General features: G+C 41.3%; 13 protein-coding genes and 1 pseudogene. 10 read left to right on the forward strand and 4 right to left on the reverse strand.

The features are described 5' to 3' along the window. The first annotated feature begins 264 nt into the window (after positions 1-264). The 6 genes from J1C86_RS01760 to J1C86_RS01785 all read left to right on the forward strand — a co-directional run bounded on the left by J1C86_RS01760 (position 265) and on the right by J1C86_RS01785 (position 4,046). Positions 265-879 (forward strand): CadD family cadmium resistance transporter, encoded by a 615-nt coding sequence (locus J1C86_RS01760; protein WP_002911684.1) that lies wholly within the window; start codon positions 265-267, stop codon positions 877-879. A gap of 11 nt (positions 880-890) precedes the next feature. Then, on the forward strand, positions 891-1,229 hold the full coding sequence (gene cadX / locus J1C86_RS01765) for a Cd(II)/Zn(II)-sensing metalloregulatory transcriptional regulator CadX (RefSeq protein WP_000711078.1): 339 nt from the start codon (positions 891-893) through the stop codon (positions 1,227-1,229). 864 nt (positions 1,230-2,093) lie between these two features. Continuing rightward, positions 2,094-2,396, forward strand: a complete 303-nt coding sequence (locus tag J1C86_RS01770) for a TMEM175 family protein (RefSeq protein WP_006151097.1) — start codon at positions 2,094-2,096, stop codon at positions 2,394-2,396. Then, entirely contained in the window at positions 2,321-2,680 is a 360-nt protein-coding gene (locus J1C86_RS01775) for a hypothetical protein (protein WP_000397555.1), read from the forward strand. The genes J1C86_RS01770 and J1C86_RS01775 overlap by 76 nt, the downstream gene beginning before the upstream one ends. Further along, positions 2,677-3,000 carry a potassium channel family protein gene (locus tag J1C86_RS01780; RefSeq protein ID WP_000825751.1) on the forward strand — a complete coding sequence of 108 codons (324 nt, stop codon included), beginning with the start codon at positions 2,677-2,679 and terminating at the stop codon, positions 2,998-3,000. The genes J1C86_RS01775 and J1C86_RS01780 overlap by 4 nt, the downstream gene beginning before the upstream one ends. Then, the gene (locus J1C86_RS01785) at positions 2,997-4,046 is read left to right on the forward strand and encodes a DUF389 domain-containing protein (protein ID WP_000126416.1); all 1,050 of its coding nucleotides are present in this window, start codon (positions 2,997-2,999) and stop codon (positions 4,044-4,046) included. Before J1C86_RS01780 ends, J1C86_RS01785 begins: the two co-directional genes overlap by 4 nt. A gap of 479 nt (positions 4,047-4,525) precedes the next feature. Here J1C86_RS01785 and J1C86_RS01790 read toward each other — a convergent pair whose 3' ends face one another. Beyond that, the gene (locus tag J1C86_RS01790; protein ID WP_002911688.1) at positions 4,526-5,662 is read right to left on the reverse strand and encodes a YcjF family protein; all 1,137 of its coding nucleotides are present in this window, start codon (positions 5,660-5,662) and stop codon (positions 4,526-4,528) included. Further along, positions 5,652-5,888: a hypothetical protein gene (locus J1C86_RS01795; RefSeq protein ID WP_002898980.1), complete on the reverse strand. Its 237-nt coding sequence runs from the start codon at positions 5,886-5,888 to the stop codon at positions 5,652-5,654. Before J1C86_RS01795 ends, J1C86_RS01790 begins: the two co-directional genes overlap by 11 nt. Before the next feature lie 200 nt (positions 5,889-6,088). Between J1C86_RS01795 and J1C86_RS01800 the strand changes: the two are divergent. After that, positions 6,089-6,403: pseudogene (locus J1C86_RS01800) on the forward strand (ATP-grasp domain-containing protein); the annotation flags it as partial. Between the two features lie 278 nt (positions 6,404-6,681). Continuing rightward, complete coding sequence (locus tag J1C86_RS01805; protein WP_125409128.1) at positions 6,682-10,911, forward strand: GH32 C-terminal domain-containing protein; 4,230 nt, start codon at positions 6,682-6,684, stop codon at positions 10,909-10,911. A gap of 150 nt (positions 10,912-11,061) precedes the next feature. Here the strand turns inward: J1C86_RS01805 and J1C86_RS01810 are convergent, their stop codons facing one another. Next, positions 11,062-11,898, reverse strand: coding sequence for a MerR family transcriptional regulator (locus J1C86_RS01810; protein WP_002908727.1), 837 nt, complete (start codon positions 11,896-11,898; stop codon positions 11,062-11,064). Positions 11,899-11,984: 86 nt separating this feature from the next. Here J1C86_RS01810 and J1C86_RS01815 point away from each other — a divergent pair, with 86 nt between their 5' ends. After that, positions 11,985-13,019 (forward strand): NAD(P)H-dependent amine dehydrogenase family protein, encoded by a 1,035-nt coding sequence (locus J1C86_RS01815; protein ID WP_032912381.1) that lies wholly within the window; start codon positions 11,985-11,987, stop codon positions 13,017-13,019. 58 nt (positions 13,020-13,077) lie between these two features. On the opposite strand, the gene J1C86_RS01820 is transcribed toward J1C86_RS01815, so the two are convergent. Beyond that, positions 13,078-16,185 carry an LPXTG-anchored zinc carboxypeptidase gene (locus J1C86_RS01820; protein ID WP_002908729.1) on the reverse strand — a complete coding sequence of 1,036 codons (3,108 nt, stop codon included), beginning with the start codon at positions 16,183-16,185 and terminating at the stop codon, positions 13,078-13,080. Between the two features lie 255 nt (positions 16,186-16,440). On the opposite strand from J1C86_RS01820, the gene J1C86_RS01825 reads away from it, so the two are divergent. After that, positions 16,441-16,707 carry an ACT domain-containing protein gene (locus J1C86_RS01825; RefSeq protein WP_002905356.1) on the forward strand — a complete coding sequence of 89 codons (267 nt, stop codon included), beginning with the start codon at positions 16,441-16,443 and terminating at the stop codon, positions 16,705-16,707. The last annotated feature ends 4 nt before the right edge of the window (positions 16,708-16,711 follow it).

Genomic DNA, 16,711 nt, shown 5'->3' on the forward strand with positions numbered 1-16,711 from the left:
AGTTGTCTCATTTGAGAATAACGGCTCTTTGTCAACTGTAGTGGGTTGATGGAAAATTATACCCTGGAGAGGACCAAATTGGTTCTCTCCTTTTAAATATTGAAAAAACCATTGGCAGTGGACATACTTTAAGACTATATATTTCTGAAACTAGTTTCACAATACAAATATTGACATGCAATTATTAATTGGTGGATTTGAAGTTGACATCTACAAAGGTTAATGTTAGAATACATTCAAAAATATATTTGAATGAGGTGTTTTATGATTCAAAATATTGTTACTTCAATAATCCTGTATTCTGGGACAGCCGTAGACTTACTTATTATCCTAATGTTATTTTTTGCCAAAAGAAAAAGCAGAAAGGACATCATTAACATCTATTTAGGACAATTTCTAGGCTCTGTTAGTCTAATATTCCTAAGTTTGCTTTTTGCATTTGTCTTAAATTATATTCCTAGTAAAGAGATTTTAGGTTTACTCGGTTTGATTCCAATTTTCCTAGGCCTCAAAGTTTTGCTTTTAGGAGATTCTGATGGAGAAGCTATTGCAAAAGATGGTTTGCGAAAAGACAATAAAAACCTGATTTTTCTAGTCGCTATGATTACTTTTGCAAGTTGTGGCGCTGATAATATTGGTGTCTTTGTCCCATATTTTACCACCTTAAATTTAGCGAATTTGATAGTGACTTTACTTACTTTTCTAGTCATGATTTATCTCTTGGTTTTTTCTGCCCAAAAATTAGCACAAGTCCCTTCTGTTGGAGAAACTTTGGAAAAATATAGTAGATGGTTTATTGCCGTTGTCTATTTAGGATTGGGGATGTATATCCTGATTGAAAACAACAGCTTTGACATGCTATGGGCTGTGTTAGGCTAGGAGAAAAAATTATGAAAAAAGATAGTATCTGTCAAGTGGATGTTATAAATCAACAAAATGTTACAACCGCAACGAACTACCTTGAAAAGGAAAAAGTCCAAAAATCACTTCGCATTTTATCAAAATTTACCGATAATAAACAGATAAATATCATCTTTTATCTCCTTGCCGTCGAAGAACTCTGTGTCTGCGATATAGCCTGTTTATTAAATCTCAGTATGGCATCTGCCTCCCACCATCTTCGTAAACTAGCCAATCAAAACATCTTGGACACTAGAAGAGAGGGGAAAATTATATATTATTTTATAAAGGATGAGGAAATCAGAGATTTTTTTAATCAACTAGGATAACAACTATTTTTACTACTTTTCCATGATTATAGGGAGATTATAATCGTTGTTGTTTCAACGGTAGCAAACTGGTTTTTACATAAAGTAATTGATAAACCCAATATAGATCAGAAAGAATTACTTGAAGCTACCGCACAATATAGAAAGTTATTGATACCTGACCTAATAATTAAAGGAGTGGGATTGATTCTATCCTTAATTGTCTATCCTCCGATTATGATGTATAGTGTTTTAATTGCGGCATTTTATATCATAACTTTAAAAACACTATCTGAAAAAAGAGTGAATAACTAAAAAAATGGTGATCAAAGTTAGGTGTATTATTTTAATGCTTACAGACCTAAACTATTCCCCTATTTATAATCTATTGATTCATATTTTATGAAATTAATCAGTAGATATCGTTCTGAAAAGCCTTGATAATACGCTGTTTTTAGTCCAACTGAAACCCATACTTTCCAAACCAGGCTTGAAAAAAGCTCGTAAAGCATCACAATTTAGTAAACGTTAAAACTTATTTAAACTTATTGAAAGCATTTCGTATCAAAAATACGGGATGCTTTTTCTGTTCACCCCAAATTTTTGTAACTAGGTGATACTTGAAATTAATACAAATTTGGTTGTTTTTGATAAATCTAAGCAACACTACATGATGAAGTGAAAGGGGATGAATCTTTGATAGTATTCACTTATTGTGAAATATGATATATTTATTAATTAGATGGATGAATACTTCTAGAGTTAAATATAGTATAATAGGGACATACTTTTTGGTTTATTTTTGTTTGTAGTCGGATTATGAAAGAATATCCAATATTATGCGATAAGATAGAATGTTACAAAAAAGAAAGGGGATGCAATCCGATGAAGAAAGACAGATTAATTGTATTGACAGATGCTGTTCTAGCAATTATTATGACCATCTTGGTTTTAGAGTTAGAAAAACCAACAACACCAAGTCTTGAAGCTTTTTGGGATTTACGGCAAAATTTCTTTGCTTGTTTTCTTTCCTTTTTCTGGTTGGGATCGTTATGGATGGCACTAAACACATTATGGGAAAAGGTTGAGAAAATTTCCTCAGAAATTATTTGGTGGAATTTGTTTCTACTCTTGGAGCGGCAGGAGTTCTCTTTGGAGAATTTCATGCCATCCAAGATACCAGTCTGAATGATGTGGTGGACCGGATCTATATAAATGTCAAGGATTTACCGTTTCAGTCCTTGGGAGCTTTAGCTAATATCCTGTCTGATATTAAGAAGGGACTGATTCAAGACAGTCATATCTGGTCTTTCTTCCAGTCATTTTTCAAACAATATCAGTTGATAATCAGCTTAAATCAGATCTATCAGTTTGTCTATCTTTCTCTGATGGAGATCATGTCCTATCTTCACTTTGATTATTGGAAAAAAACGGCTCGGTCAGGAGCTAGTATGAATAAGGAGAACAAATGAAACGTTTAAAAATGTTATGGCATATTATGCAGGTTACGGGTTTTACTCGGTTTGCTCTGAGTTTTGTGACCTTTGTTTTTGGGTCAGGAGGCGTGCTTTTCCTAGTTGAACCTGCTATCACAAATTACGGAGACGGTCTTTGGTATGCTTTTGTGACTTCGACGACTGTCGGCTACGGGGATCTCCTAGCTGTGACCTTGATTGGAAGGATTACCAGTGTCTTCTTGACGATTTATGGGCTCATATTTTTTGGCTGTTTATCAGCTGTTATTTTTAATTATTATACCAATTTAAATAAGGAAAGAGGAGAGGACAAATGACTGCCAATTATTCAACACGGGAATACCGTGAGAAATTATACGATGACCTTCATGTTCGATTGAGAGATACAGCGATTTTGATGTGTGCAATTTTTATTGCCTCTATCGGACTAAATATGAATTCAACAGCTGTCATTATAGGAGCCATGTTGATTTCACCTCTCATGACACCGATTGTTGGACTGGGATTCGGTTTAGCTATTTTTGATACGCGTTTAATCAAGCAATCTCTAGAGGTTTTATTGACTCAAGTGTTGGTCAGTTTGCTTGTCTCGACTCTGTATTTCTGGATTTCTCCCTTGTCTTATGCAAGTAGCGAGTTGATTGCACGAACCTCTCCAACCATTTGGGATGTCCTCATTGCTATTGCTGGTGGGATTGCTGGTGTGATCGGTTCAAGGAAAAAAGAAGCAAACAATATCGTGCCAGGAGTAGCCATTGCTACAGCTCTGATGCCGCCTATCTGTACTGCTGGCTATGGTTTAGCTAATGGGAATGTACGATTTTTATTGGGGGCTCTCTATCTTTTCTTGATCAACTGTGTCTTTATCATGCTAGCCAACATTGTTGGAACAAGAATTTTGATGAGAAAATCTCCTTTAACTTCATTTAAAGAGCTGAGCATTAAAATGAGAATTGGCTTGATATCTTTGATTGTATTGTTGATTCTTCCAGCTAGCTATTCGGCAGTTACTCTGACAATAGAACAAGCGCGCAAAGAAGGGATCAAACAGTTTGTAGGAAAAGAGTTCGCCAATTATACGGTTATTAATCAAGTCTACAAGTCAAGTAACAATGAATTGGTCTTGACGGTTGTTGGAGATCCGATTTCAGAAGAAGAATTAGAAACACTCCACCAAAAACAAGCCTCTTACGGTATTCAATCTGTTCAATTGAAAGTGAATCAAGTTCAGAACTCGCCAACATTAGATAGTGAAGCGACCAAGGAATTTTATGAAAACATTGACAAGTATATTGATCAAAAACTCTCTGAAAAAGATTCACAAAACGATCTCGTAAAAGAAAATGAAGCAGACAAGGATTGAGGACAATGAACTGAATCGGTTTTTACGCCGTGTTTTTCTTGTATCTTCCTCTTTCTTACTTATAGCAGGTTGTTTTTGCTTGAATAAGAAATAAATTAGAAGTTCTATCATCTAAGAAAAATGATGAACAAAAAATCATTTAACTAATGGTGTGAACGTTTAGTGTTTATCAGCTCCATTCTCTGTAATTTTGGGGGTAAAATCCACACCATTCGGATAAAATTAGTTGAATTTGATTGGAAAAAAGCTTTTATAAAAGCGGAGAAAAGTCTTGATATTACGCTGTTTTTAGTCCAACTGAAATTCATACTTTCCAAACCAGGTCTTAAGAAAGCTCGTAAAGCGTCACAATTCTCAAAACGTTAATCAATACGATACTATCAACATTTACAGACATTCAAGAATTTCTCTTGGATGTCTTTTTTGATGTAAAAAACAATTTAACCTAAAAATACACCAAGATTCAAAATCTTGGTGTATTATCTTTTTTTAGATAATTGTTCTCTAAAAAGTTTTGTCATTTGTTTTTGTCCGGCAGGAGTACCTAGTGCTTCTTTGCTTATTTCTCCTTTAAATATTTGTTCCATTAAAAATAGGTAAGCCTCGCCTAAAGCAGTTGTAATTAATCCAGCAGTGGTTCCAGAAATCGTTCCGCCAACTGCTGTTCCTACTCCGGGAATAAATTTGAGTATATTAGAGACAATTGTTTTTCCGAGGAATGTTGCTCCCCCAGACCCTAAGGTTGAGGATACAAAGGCGGTTAGAAAAGTTTTATTTATATCAAGTCCAAATATTACAGTGATGCCAGTAATCATGCTTATCTGGGTTGGAACAAGCATGAATGCATCTGCGAATGGAACTGGAGCGAAACCTTCACCAAAACTTGCTGCTACTGCAGTCGCAATGACTGCCCTAGCATGTTTTTTTTTAGATTCCAGAGATACTTTTTGGATATTTTGGAGAGTATCTTGTAGTTCAGTTGGCAATACCTCAGACATTACATCAATCAAAGTATCTAATCCAAAAGCTTTAGCGACATATTCCTCATCAAAATCCATATCTTGAGCTAAAATTGGCACAACTTTACAAACATCTAAGTTTTCCTGCTCAACATGAGCTTTCATTTCTAGTGCTTTCTTCTTAGGTACAGATTGAGTAAGGACAACAATGATAGGTACCTTAGACGTTTTATTCTTCTCAGAAAACTCTCTAAGCCATTCCACTTCCGAACTATCGAAAGTACGGTTTGAACCGACATTAATACAATACCAAATGCAGTGGATCACCTCATTGATATCATTAGAAGAGTAACCGTTGTTAATTAGGTTAATCACTTCATCTTTGACACTCTCCTGTTGGGTATATGATAATTCAAAGCCGGGTGTATCATAGATAGCCAAAGGATATCCATTTTTTTCAATTTTGCGAATTTCCTGAGTTACTGGTCTACCCAATCCAGTATCGGCAAAATTACCTCTAAACAAACTGTTGATTAGTGTGCTTTTACCGACGCCTGATTTCCCAATTACAATGATGTTTAATCTTTTTAAATTGTGAATTCTATCATTAATCGCATTAAGACACTGTTGCGCAATATTGTCAGTATTAATTTGCATGATCTTCTACCTTTTTATATTCAGATTTTTTAACCAATTTGTCCTTACAATCAAAAGTTACTTTTCGATGATTAGTTATTTTTACTTGCTTTTTATATAAATAATTTGTTGTTTTTTTCAAAACTTTAGGCAGAATCACTGTAGAAGCTAAAATTAAAGCTCCGCTTCCTAAGATATATTTGACTTTAGAAGAATTTCTTTTTTTGTTACCTTTTGTCTTTGACATAATATTTCTCACTAATATGATATTTAAAATAATTATATCATATAAGAAATTAAAAGAGTCAATTTAATGATTTTGTTTATCTCTTTGTTTTAAAGCTTTTAGAACAAGTTCTTCGATAGAAATTGAAGTAATGTTAGCAGAGTAATATTAGTTGTAATGAAGAGGGGACAAAGATATTGAAGATAGAAAAGTAGTTATGTGGCTTTCAGCTTTGTCCGGCAGATGGGTGTCAGATTGGGCAAAAGCCTGCTCAGTTGGAAACATCGGATAAGTTTCAAATCACGGAGCCGCTGCCTGCTAGTCAAAGACAGGCTTATGAAACCTTTCTAGCTAAGGCTGGTATTGATGTAGCAGCTATTGAGTGGGTAGAGTCGGAGTCGGGTCAGATTTATGTCTATGATGTGAACACCAATACCAACTATAATCCGACAGCAGAAGAAAAAGCAGGAATTTTTGCTCATCAGCACTTGGCAGAATATCTAAAGAACGAGCTGGCAGCATCCTATCCAGAATAAATTTAAAACAAACAAAAGCTTTCCGTTTTGGAGGCTTTTTGTTTTTTCTTCGTTTCTAAAATATGACATCTGTCATTTTGTTTTTGTGACAAACGTTAGGTGAAGCGCTTACAAAAATTTGTTATATTTAGATTATTGAGATTGCTTCTTTTTTATAAAGGAGTTAGGTGATAAACGAGGTGTTCATTTTGAACAAGAAAAGGTGAAAGGAGTGCGTTATGTAGCAGTAATTTGGTTGTGAGGAGTCTGACTTTATTTTTAGAATATTGAGGTGTGTCATGAAAAATCATCAGGAAAAAGTGTGTAAAAATTGGTTTATGAGAAAAAGCGGCAAGCGTTGGGTTTTTGGGTGTGCCTTGCTAGCTTTTGGAGCTTTCTTGTTAGATGGCGGCGGAGTGGTTTATGCGGATGATGGTAAGGCTAATCCAGCTCCTACTCAGGTCTTGCAGGCTGATTCATCAGCTGTCTCGGAGCCTGAGAGCGGGCAAACAGCTGCTCCTACAAGGAATGCCGATAAGACAGAAAATCTTGTAGCTGGGGAGACTGCTGCAACTGCAGCGACGGAAGCGGGTGGTCAGGATGCAGCAGTGGGGTCAGCCAACCAAAAGTCTGATAAGGAAGATCAAGTCACAGCAAATGCTAGAGAGACCAAGCAGGAAGAAGACGAACAGACAGCAGCGGCGAAGGAAGTTGTTTCGGAAAAACTCCCTGCCGCAGAGACTGTAGATAAACAGTCAGGCTTCAATACTAACTTGGCAGAAGCCAAGGGAGACAAAAATGGAGTTTGGGAAGTCCGGGAGCAAGGTCTTTATAGTGATGCCAGAGGCAAAGGTGATAGTTTCCTTTACTCTCAAAGTCAAGGAAAGGATTTTGTTTACTCAACAGATGTAACCTTCCTCAGTAAGGAAGGGGCGGCAGCCCTCATTTTCCGCAGTAATAATAATCCGGATGACAAGAGCAGCTATGCAGTTAATATTGATGGTGGCAGCAACAATGTGAAGTTTTGGCGTTGGCAAGGCGGTCGGGACTATCAGTTTATCAATGAAAAACATATCGAGCCAACGGATGATAATAAATATCGGCTCAAGGTTGTTTCTATCGGCTCTTGGGTATCCTACTATGTCAATGATATCCTAGTGGCCAGCTCAGGAGATTACACGCTTCAGAGAGATGATAAGGGGCAGAATACTTATCTGTCAGAAGGTTATTTTGGCTTACTAAACTGGAACAGCGAGCTGCTTTTTCAAAATACCTTTTATAAAGAAATCACTCCTCAGTCTAATCCCGAGTTGGAGGATATAAGGGTGACTTCTTCGGTTGGGAAAGTGGAACAGAAAGGTCAGTTCACTGCCCCTATCACTATCCAGTATGTCAAGCATGATGCTGAGACTGTAGACTTGACTGTCGTAGCGAAAAATCCTGCTGCCAAGGTAAGCGTGACTGATGCTGCAGGTAGGGTTTATAGTGATTTGAAGAATATTCCGCTGGCAGTGGGGGCAAACTATCTGACTGTGACCAGCACTGTGACGGATGCGGATGGGCAGGAGGTCAGCCTGACTTATCGGCTCAATGTCCATCGTCGGCAGGCAGATGAGATTTACTACAATGAACTCTATCGCGGTCAGTATCATTATTCGGTCAAGGACGGTTGGGCCAATGATCCCAACGGGCTGGTTTATTATAAGGGAGTCTATCATTTCTTCTATCAGTTTTACGACGATACAAAGTGGGGACCTATGCACTGGGGCCATGCGACCAGCAAGGATTTGATTCATTGGGAAGAACAGCCGATTGCCTTTTATCCGGATGCTAATGGGGCTGTGTTCTCAGGATCAATAGTAGCAGATACCACCAATTCCTCTGGTTTGTTTGACAATGACCAGGGCGGTTTAGTCGCACTGATTACTGCCGACGGAAATGGTCAGCGCATCAAGTTAGCCTACAGTAAGGATGAGGGCCGGACTTGGACGAAGCTTGATCAAATTGCAGCTGACTGGACGGATGATCCACTGCAATCACAGGATTTTCGTGATCCCAAGGTCTTCCGTTGGGAGGGTAAATGGTTTATGGTCGTTGCAGGCGGACCACTGAGAATTTATTCGTCTGATAATCTGCGTAATTGGAAGGTGGAGTCAACTTATGCGGATCTCCATACGGAGTGCCCAGATCTCTATCCTCTGCTAGCAGACGATGGTAGCCTAAAATGGGTCCTGTCTCGTGGCGGGCGCTCCTATAAGGTCGGTGATTTTAGACAGGTGGAGGGCAAGTGGACCTTCGTCCCAGATGCTGAGTTTGCTCAGGCTGATCAGGTCATGAACTTTGGTAAAGACTCTTATGCGGCCATGACTTACTACGTTCAGGACTTTGGTAGCAAGTCTAATCCAACCCTACCTGACATTATCGCGTCTAACTGGATGAATACCTGGGAAGATTACTGTAATCTGGTAGCCGATACCGTCGGTCAGAAGTTCAACGGCACCTTCAATCTTAACCTCAAACTAGGCCTTATCAAGCAAGACGGCAGCTATCGGCTGACTCAGACGCCAATTACAGCTTATCAGTCTCTGCGTCAGGAAGACAAGGCTGTGTTGTATAAAGACGTGGAAGTTAGTGAGAAGAATGGGCTGTTGAAAGATTTTTCCGATGATCAGTATGAAATTGTCTCTACTTTCCGTCCGAGTGAAACGACCAAGAAAGTTGGTTTTAACCTGCGGGTTGGAGATGGAGAAGTGACTAGAGTTACCTATGATTTAGAAAAGGAAACTCTCTCTATTGACCGCAGCCAGTCCGGCATTCTTCTCAGTAATAAATTTGCTCAGGTGGATAGTCAGTCCGTCAAGCGCAATGCGGATGGCAGCATAGATCTGCATCTCTATGTGGATCGCTCCAGCCTAGAAGTCTTTGCAAAAGGGTATACTGTAGCGGGTGCCAATCAGATTTTCCCTGCACCAAATAGCCTTGCCGCTAGTGTGTTTGTAGAAGGTGGTGCTGCTAAGGCTGACATTGCTCTTTATCCGCTGAAGGGCATCTGGAAAGACAAGCAGGCAGTGACCAAACCACTGGAACTAGTGCAGGCTTCTCCTGTAACAAATAATATTTATGTCGGTGATAGTTTGGATTTGAAAGCATATGTCATGCCAGCAAGCGTCTCTCAAGCGGTCAGCTGGAGTGTGGATCAGCCAGACCTAGTCTCTGTCACGGAAGATGGCAATAAGCTACGAGTGACTGTTCTGCAAAGGGGTGTGGTTAAGGTAACGGCGGCCTCTAAGGAAAATCCAAGCCTTTCCAAGGTCTTCACTATCAATATCAGCCGTAATGACTTTAAGACCAATGTTCCAGATCTAAAAGCTGTTTCCGGTAAATGGTATGTTGACGGTGAAAGCCTCTATAATCAGAATACCAGCGCCAATGATTATTATATGGGAGGTCAGAAGATACCTTTCCCTGAGTATAACTTGGATGTGGATCTCAAGTATCAAAAAGGCTTGATTAACATCTTCTATGCGTCTGAAAATGTTGACCCTCGCAATGCTTATTCTATTCAATTTGGCGATAATGATAAGATTCGACTTTACCGCTTTATGGGAGAAACGATTGCAGAAAGTAGCATGAATGGCAAGCATCTTAATGACGGCCAGTTCCACCATGTTAAGCTAGTGAAAACTAAAAATGGTGTCAGTGTATCTGTGGACGGTGTAGAATACCTGAACCACCAATTTGATACGGTTGAGCCTTATTATAATGATGCCTACGTCGGTCTGGGGCTTTGGGATGGAGATTTGGAAGCGCGCAATTTCTTTGTGACCAATCTTCATGCGCCAGCGGTTAATAAGACTTCTCTGCAGAAAGTGGTAGACAGTACGGTTAGTCTAGATCCAAGCCTCTACACAGATGAGACAGTTCAGGCTTACCAGTCAGCCTTGGCTCGAGCCCAGTCTCTCTTGGCAGATGAAAAAGCGGAGCAGGCAGATTTAGATAGAGCAGAGCAAGATCTGAAGACAGCTCTTGCTGCTCTGGCTGTGAAACCAAGTCATCAGGTCACTCCGGAAGAGGGGATAAAGGACCTAGTGGAAGAAAAACCTTTCTTAGAAGTCATAATGGAAGAGATTGCATATCAGACCCGAGAACAGGAAAATCCAGAACTGGAACAAGGGCAGCGGAGGATACTTGTAGCTGGCCAAAAAGGTCAAAAGCGAGTCTTTGTAGAAGTCTTGAACGGTCAGCGAACCGTCCTCGGTCAGGAAGTGTTCTCTCTAGCAGTTGACGAACTAGTAGAAGTTGGCAGCAAGGTGGTGGCTGAAAGTGCTAAACAGCCTTTGACAAGGACCCAACCTCAAGCTCTGAAGCAAGGTGAGGAAGGAAAAGTTATTTCGTCGCCAAGATTGCAGCCAGCTCCCGACTCAGCTCTGCCTAAGACTGGCACTCAAGAAGATAAGTTTCTGCCTCTGGCTGGTTTAGCTTTTCTGGGAATGGGTCTTCTAGCTGGAAGAAAGAAGCAAGAAGACTAAGATGCTAAGCAATGGTTATTTGCACATAAAAAGGATGGGTGTTTTCCCGTCCTTTTTTTATATAATTACGGCTTGTGAAGTGATTCGTTTTTGGCTGAGCTTGCTCCAGTATCTGGCAAGAAATTCCGCTACATCCTCTTTCCTCCTTTTTTAATCCTCTATCCGAACTTGCATCCGGATGAACATATCGCGGTGCTGCTCCTGGAGTTGTGGCTGTTCATGGATGACCTCGCAGATATAATCACCCACAGGAGTATACCCAGCTTGAGTCAGAGCCTGGTAAAAATGCGGCAGAGCTTCAAGTTCATCTGCAAAGGAAGAGCAGTAAGCAACAGCATAATTTCCTGCCGGAAGCAACATTCGATTTAAGTGAGGGAGTTCATTGGGAGTATGATGGAAGAGACAGAGTTGTTTGGAAATCCATCTTTCTTTTTGGAAATCTTCTTGTTTCATAATGGAACCAACACGACTGAAATGGGTGAAAAAAGGACTGTAACGCAGGATTTCTTGTTTGAAGTAGCGGAGAGCAAGTTCGTATTCCTCACTTTTCATTTGATAAATGTTTTGATCAATTTCAAAAGTAAGCAGCTGCCGTTCAGGAAAAGTTAGAATTTCCAGTTCTTGCTCGCTCTGCTTTTCGCCATAGATACGGGCACCAGACCGAAAGATTTCGATTTCTTGGATTTGTTTTTCTAAATTCTCTTTTTCCTCTAGAAGACGCTGATAGCGCTCCTCGATAAGCTGGTGCAGTTGAAAATGGTCTTTGTCAGATAGGATTTCTTTGATGTCTTCTAGAGAAAAATTCAGTTGACGCAGGTACTGAATGGAGTCAACCAGAGAAGATTGATTGATGTGGTAGTAGCGATAGTTGGTTTCTGGATTGACTTTATAGGGTTTTAAAAGACCGATTTGGTCATAGAATCTTAGAGTTTGGATGGAAATCTGATTTATTTGGGAAAATTCTCCGATACGCAAAATTTTTTTCATTTTTTAAAACCCTCTATTGACTCTCTAGTTACTAGAGATATTATACTATAATTGTGAAAATAATAACAATTAATGGAGGGTTTGCCATGAGAAATACAAAAATTCGTGCTGTTCAGTATGGCTGCGGCAAGATGTCTAAAGTGATTTTCAAGTACCTACTGGATCACGGTGTAGAAATCGTAGGAGCTATTGATAACAATCCTGCTGTAGTAGGACAGGATGTTGGTGATTTTGCAGAGCTAGGCTATAAGACTGGTGTCCTGATTTCTGATAATGCTGAACGTGTCTTTGGAGAGTGTGACGCTGACATTGCCATTGTCACCATTGCTTCCTATATGCCGGAAATGTATGATTTTTTTGAAACAGCCATCAAGCATGGAGTTAATATCATCACGACCTGTGAGGAAGCCATCTACCCTTGGACGACGTCGCCATCCGAAACAAACCGCTTGGACAAGCTGGCCAAAGAATATGGTGTCACTATAATGGGATCTGGCATGCAGGATATTTACTGGATTAATATGCCTTGCTTGGCTATGTCTGGCCTTAATCGCATTCAAAAGGTGAAAGGGATTGTCAGCTATAATGTGGAAGATTATGGTCTAGCTTTGGCAGAAGCGCATGGTGCTGGTTACGATTCAGAGCGATTTGAAAAGGAAATTGCTAGTGCTGAGAGTCTGCCGTCCTATATGTGGAATGCTGCTGAGGCTATTTGCTCTAAGATGAACTGGACCATTCAGGATATTTCACAAAAGAGTGTTCCTTATATTTTGGATGAAGATGTTTATTCTGAAACGCTGGGTCGCACAGTTCCGGCGGGGCAAGTAACGGGTATGTCAGCTGTGACAACCATTCATACCCATCAGGGAATTGAGTTGGAAGTAGAGTGTATTGGCAAGGTCTATCGTGAAAATGACGGAGATATGTGTGATTGGGAAATTACTGGTGAGCCAAATCTAGTCTTCTCAGTCAGCAAGCCTGATACTGTAGCCTTGACCTGTGCCACTATCGTCAATCGAATCCCTTCTGTGTTAGATGCACCGGCAGGTTATGTAACCTCAGAGTTGGCGCGTGACTTGGCCTATCCGACTTATCCGCTTCATACCTATGTGGAAAAATAGCAGAGCTTATAACTAAAAATACACCTCCCGCATCCATTGGGAGGTGTATTTTTAAGTATTAGTCTTCCTTTTTCTTTAAAAGTAAGAGTCCAGCTGCTCCTGCGATTAGGAGTCCAGCTAGAGCAAAGCTAGCACTTTTTTCTTGGCTGCCGGTCTGCGGAAGTGTCTGGCTCTTGTAGGTCAGGACTACCGTTTGAGCCGGTGGCTTCACTGTAGCAGGCTTCCAGTCAAGGACAGTCTGACTTGGCGCTTGATAGGTTGGATCAGGTGTCGCAGGACTTGGGAGGTCTGTCAGTTCGGCCAACTGGCTGCCAAAGATAGCATTTGAGATCCAACGGTAGAAGTGAACAGGGTGAAGCCGATTGGTCGGATTGCCAGCATAGACAAAGAGAGGCTGCTCTTTATAGGTACCAGCAATGGCTACGACTTTGTTGGCCAGTTGTTCATTGCCAGGCCACCAGCCAGCGATATAGAAGTCGCTGCCAGCAATGCTGGCAAGAGTCCTAAAGTTGGCAGGAATCTTAGCAATCCAGTTACCAGAGTTGGAGTAAAAGAGTCCATCTTTCTTGTAGCCGCTGGTCAGCGGGTCTTGGTCTTGAATAACGGCTTTCATCAATCCTTCATAGTCACTGCCGTTCTTGAAGCGCTCAGCGTCAAATCCATCTAAGATTCCTAGTTTTTCCAAGCGCTGCATAGCAGAACCTCCGACGACGATGGTTGGCTTAAGTCCGACAAGAGACTTGTCATAGTTGTTGCTTTCAAGAACTATGACGTCCGCTTCTTCTGGGCTGTCGACGATTTCAAAGCCCATATTTTTCAGAGCCAAAGCAGTGTGAGCTGGTGAGTCCACACCTGCCCAGTAAAACTGATGCGGCGGTGCATAGACCTTGAGAGGCTTCAGAGTCGGTCCCTGTGGAATCTTATAGAGGGCATCACCATAAATGGCATAACGATTTAGGAGACTGGTAAAGGTCGGTGTATCAACGATGTAGCCGTCATCTGTCAGGTAGACTTTCTTACCTTCAGCAAGAGCTTGGTTGACGGCCTTGACCGCGCTCTCAGACGTATTGGCAATGACGTAATAAGGCGCTTTATGATCAACCTGACTGGTCCGAGCAGCACGGAGGGCTGTCACATCGCCTAGCTTGCCTTCAAAGAGCTTGTCGCCAAAGACTGGCTGGGCTTTGAAGCCTTTCATATCAGGGAAATTGACAACCAATTCCGCATACATGGCAGCCCACTTGGATTCATTTGAGCCTTTGTAGAGGACATGATTGGCATAGCCACGCTTGGCCTGCGCCATATCGACAACCAAATCGCCTTTTTTATAGTTTCCGCTATCTTCCTTGAGTTCTTTGACAAGGACACCGTTGCGCTTGAAATAGTCAATCATATTAAAGGCTTCTTGGGTATCATTGTCCTTGTCCACTCCCATCGGGATGACATAGTAGTCTGGGAAGAATTTTTCCTGGCCTTTTTTAATCCGGCCTACGACCTGACCATCTGGTCCGACGAGTTCATTTTCTGCCTTAGGATCTTCGACTTTATTGATGCCGCGCAGGTAGAAGTTGAGACGCATCTCCATGAGCTTGTCGGGGTTCTGAGCTAGATAGTCAAGACCTCCTAAAACTGCATAATATCCAGCCTTGTAGGACTCTTGATTACCCTCGGGAATTTCGATGGTATGTCCCAGGATGCCATGATACATAGAATAAACCGCTGTGTAGCCGGAGAAGGAATCGTCCCATCCGTCTCCCCAGTCCAGTTTTGGAATGATGTATTTTTCGTAGCCAGAGTTGGCAACGCCGGCCCGTCCCATATGATGGGCATTGTCCAGCATGAGGTCAGCTAAAAGGTCATATTCAAAGTTAGGATCGTGAGGCGGGGTTGCCGGCTCAATCAGGAATTCCTTGACAAATCCGTGGATATCATAGAGGGCAATTGGGTTCCATTTGTTAATCAATCCAGCAACAGTACGGGTTTCAGGATTGGCTTGGTAGCCAGTATCACGGTTAGGGTCAAGTCCATTGGCCAGAGCCCGAGTGTTGAGGACATCGCCGTCAGGATTCTCCGTAAAGTCAAAGAGAAAGATAAACTTCTTCAGTAAATCTTGGATTTTGAGAGTGACAAGTTTTTCAGAACCATCTGCAGCGGTTGTTTTGAAGCTGATTTGGTCTTTAGTTGCAAAAGTTTTAAAGAGACCTGTGATAATATCAATAGCAGGCTGTTCATCAGCGTGAGTGTTGTTAATGAGCACAGGTAGTTTATAGTCTAAGTTGCCATTTTTGAGAGCTGCCAGCATTTCTGCTGGTTTGGTCAAGGCCTGTGGATTAGTTGTGCTGAGGTAGTCGTCAATGCTCTTTTGGTCAGAACTGATGATACCCAACTTGATATCGCGACCCTGAGCACTCTTTCCGATGTTCTCAATCTGTACCAAGCGATCGGTCTTGGCATCCTGTCTGCTCTTTTCGATGGATGCCAGCATCTCCTCATGGCTGTGGGAGTCTTCATAAGGGCGCAAGACGATATTTTTGCGAATGGTCAAGCTCAAGTCCTGGCTCGTACCAACCAGTTCATGGCTGCCAATGAAGTTTCGATAGGTCCGGCGAATATTATGGGGAGAGCGCAGGCTGAGATCGTCTCCGAAAAGCTTTTGAAACTGCAGATTCAGATGAAGATCGTTCCCGTCGGCCTTTTCCTCAATTGTGACAAAGGGTTGGCCGGTAAAGGTGCCGCTGTCCATGTTCCAGGTTTTCCAGTCGGCAATCGGTTTATTGTCCAGAGTCCAAGTCAGCTTACCCGCCTGAGAAGCCTGTCCTTGGACGGTTTCCTTGACCTCTGCAGGCTCGGACATATAGACAGTGCTGTCGGCCAGCTGGGTCTTGCCTTCTTCAGAAGCAACTGCTCTTGTTTGAGCTGCTGCAGAGACAGCTGGATTGTCCGCTGCAGGAGCAGGAGTCTGTTCTTTTTCTCCTGTCTGATTTGGAACAGCTTGAGCAGCTTCTGTCGCAGGAGTTACAGCCTCTATCTGATTGGCGGCTGGCTGTGACTCAGTGCTGTTCTGCTGGTCAGCTACGGCCTTGCCCTGAGCTAAGACAGCCATCAATACAGCGGCTGATAAACTCAAGGCCTGAGTATAGAGACGCTTCTTGTATGAATCGTTCATTAGGAAATCTCCTTTGTGTAAAATATTCTATATTTAGTATAACAAATATAGAAAGCGCTTTCAAATGAAAATAGAAAAAACATACAAAGTTGCCCAAAATGGTCTCTCAGATGAATTGCTGAGCGTAGGAGAATTTTCCTTGTTTCAAGTGCTATTTGCAATATCCGAACCTTCTGCCTTTATTTTCTGAAATAGTATACAAAATCCTCGAATTTATGCTACAATGAGACAAACTAAAAATGATTGGAGCCAAGCATGAAAGCAATTATTACCGTTATCGGAAAAGATAAAACAGGGATTGTAGCCGGAGTTTCCACTAAGATTGCGGAGCTGGGGCTGAATATTGATGATATTTCCCAAACCGTTTTGGAGGAATATTTCACCATGATGGCCTTGGTGTCCAGCGATGAAAAGCAAGATTTTACGGCCCTTCGCAATGAGTTTGAAGCTTTCGGTCAAGAGCTCAACGTTAAAATCAACATTCAAAGCGCAGCCATTTTTGATGCCATGTACAATATCTAAGGAG

The organism is Streptococcus sanguinis (assembly GCF_050220005.1).
Taxonomy (GTDB): Bacteria; Bacillota; Bacilli; order Lactobacillales; family Streptococcaceae; genus Streptococcus; species Streptococcus sanguinis_Z.

Coding starts and splice junctions, on each gene's coding strand:
- J1C86_RS01760 (WP_002911684.1), top strand. CDS start 265: ATGATTCAAAATATTGTTACTTCAATAATCCTGTATTCTGGGACAGCC.
- cadX (WP_000711078.1), top strand. CDS start 891: ATGAAAAAAGATAGTATCTGTCAAGTGGATGTTATAAATCAACAAAAT.
- J1C86_RS01770 (WP_006151097.1), top strand. CDS start 2,094: ATGAAGAAAGACAGATTAATTGTATTGACAGATGCTGTTCTAGCAATT.
- J1C86_RS01780 (WP_000825751.1), top strand. CDS start 2,677: ATGAAACGTTTAAAAATGTTATGGCATATTATGCAGGTTACGGGTTTT.
- J1C86_RS01785 (WP_000126416.1), top strand. CDS start 2,997: ATGACTGCCAATTATTCAACACGGGAATACCGTGAGAAATTATACGAT.
- J1C86_RS01790 (WP_002911688.1), bottom strand. CDS start 5,662: ATGCAAATTAATACTGACAATATTGCGCAACAGTGTCTTAATGCGATT.
- J1C86_RS01795 (WP_002898980.1), bottom strand. CDS start 5,888: ATGTCAAAGACAAAAGGTAACAAAAAAAGAAATTCTTCTAAAGTCAAA.
- J1C86_RS01805 (WP_125409128.1), top strand. CDS start 6,682: ATGAAAAATCATCAGGAAAAAGTGTGTAAAAATTGGTTTATGAGAAAA.
- J1C86_RS01810 (WP_002908727.1), bottom strand. CDS start 11,898: ATGAAAAAAATTTTGCGTATCGGAGAATTTTCCCAAATAAATCAGATT.
- J1C86_RS01815 (WP_032912381.1), top strand. CDS start 11,985: ATGAGAAATACAAAAATTCGTGCTGTTCAGTATGGCTGCGGCAAGATG.
- J1C86_RS01820 (WP_002908729.1), bottom strand. CDS start 16,185: ATGAACGATTCATACAAGAAGCGTCTCTATACTCAGGCCTTGAGTTTA.
- J1C86_RS01825 (WP_002905356.1), top strand. CDS start 16,441: ATGAAAGCAATTATTACCGTTATCGGAAAAGATAAAACAGGGATTGTA.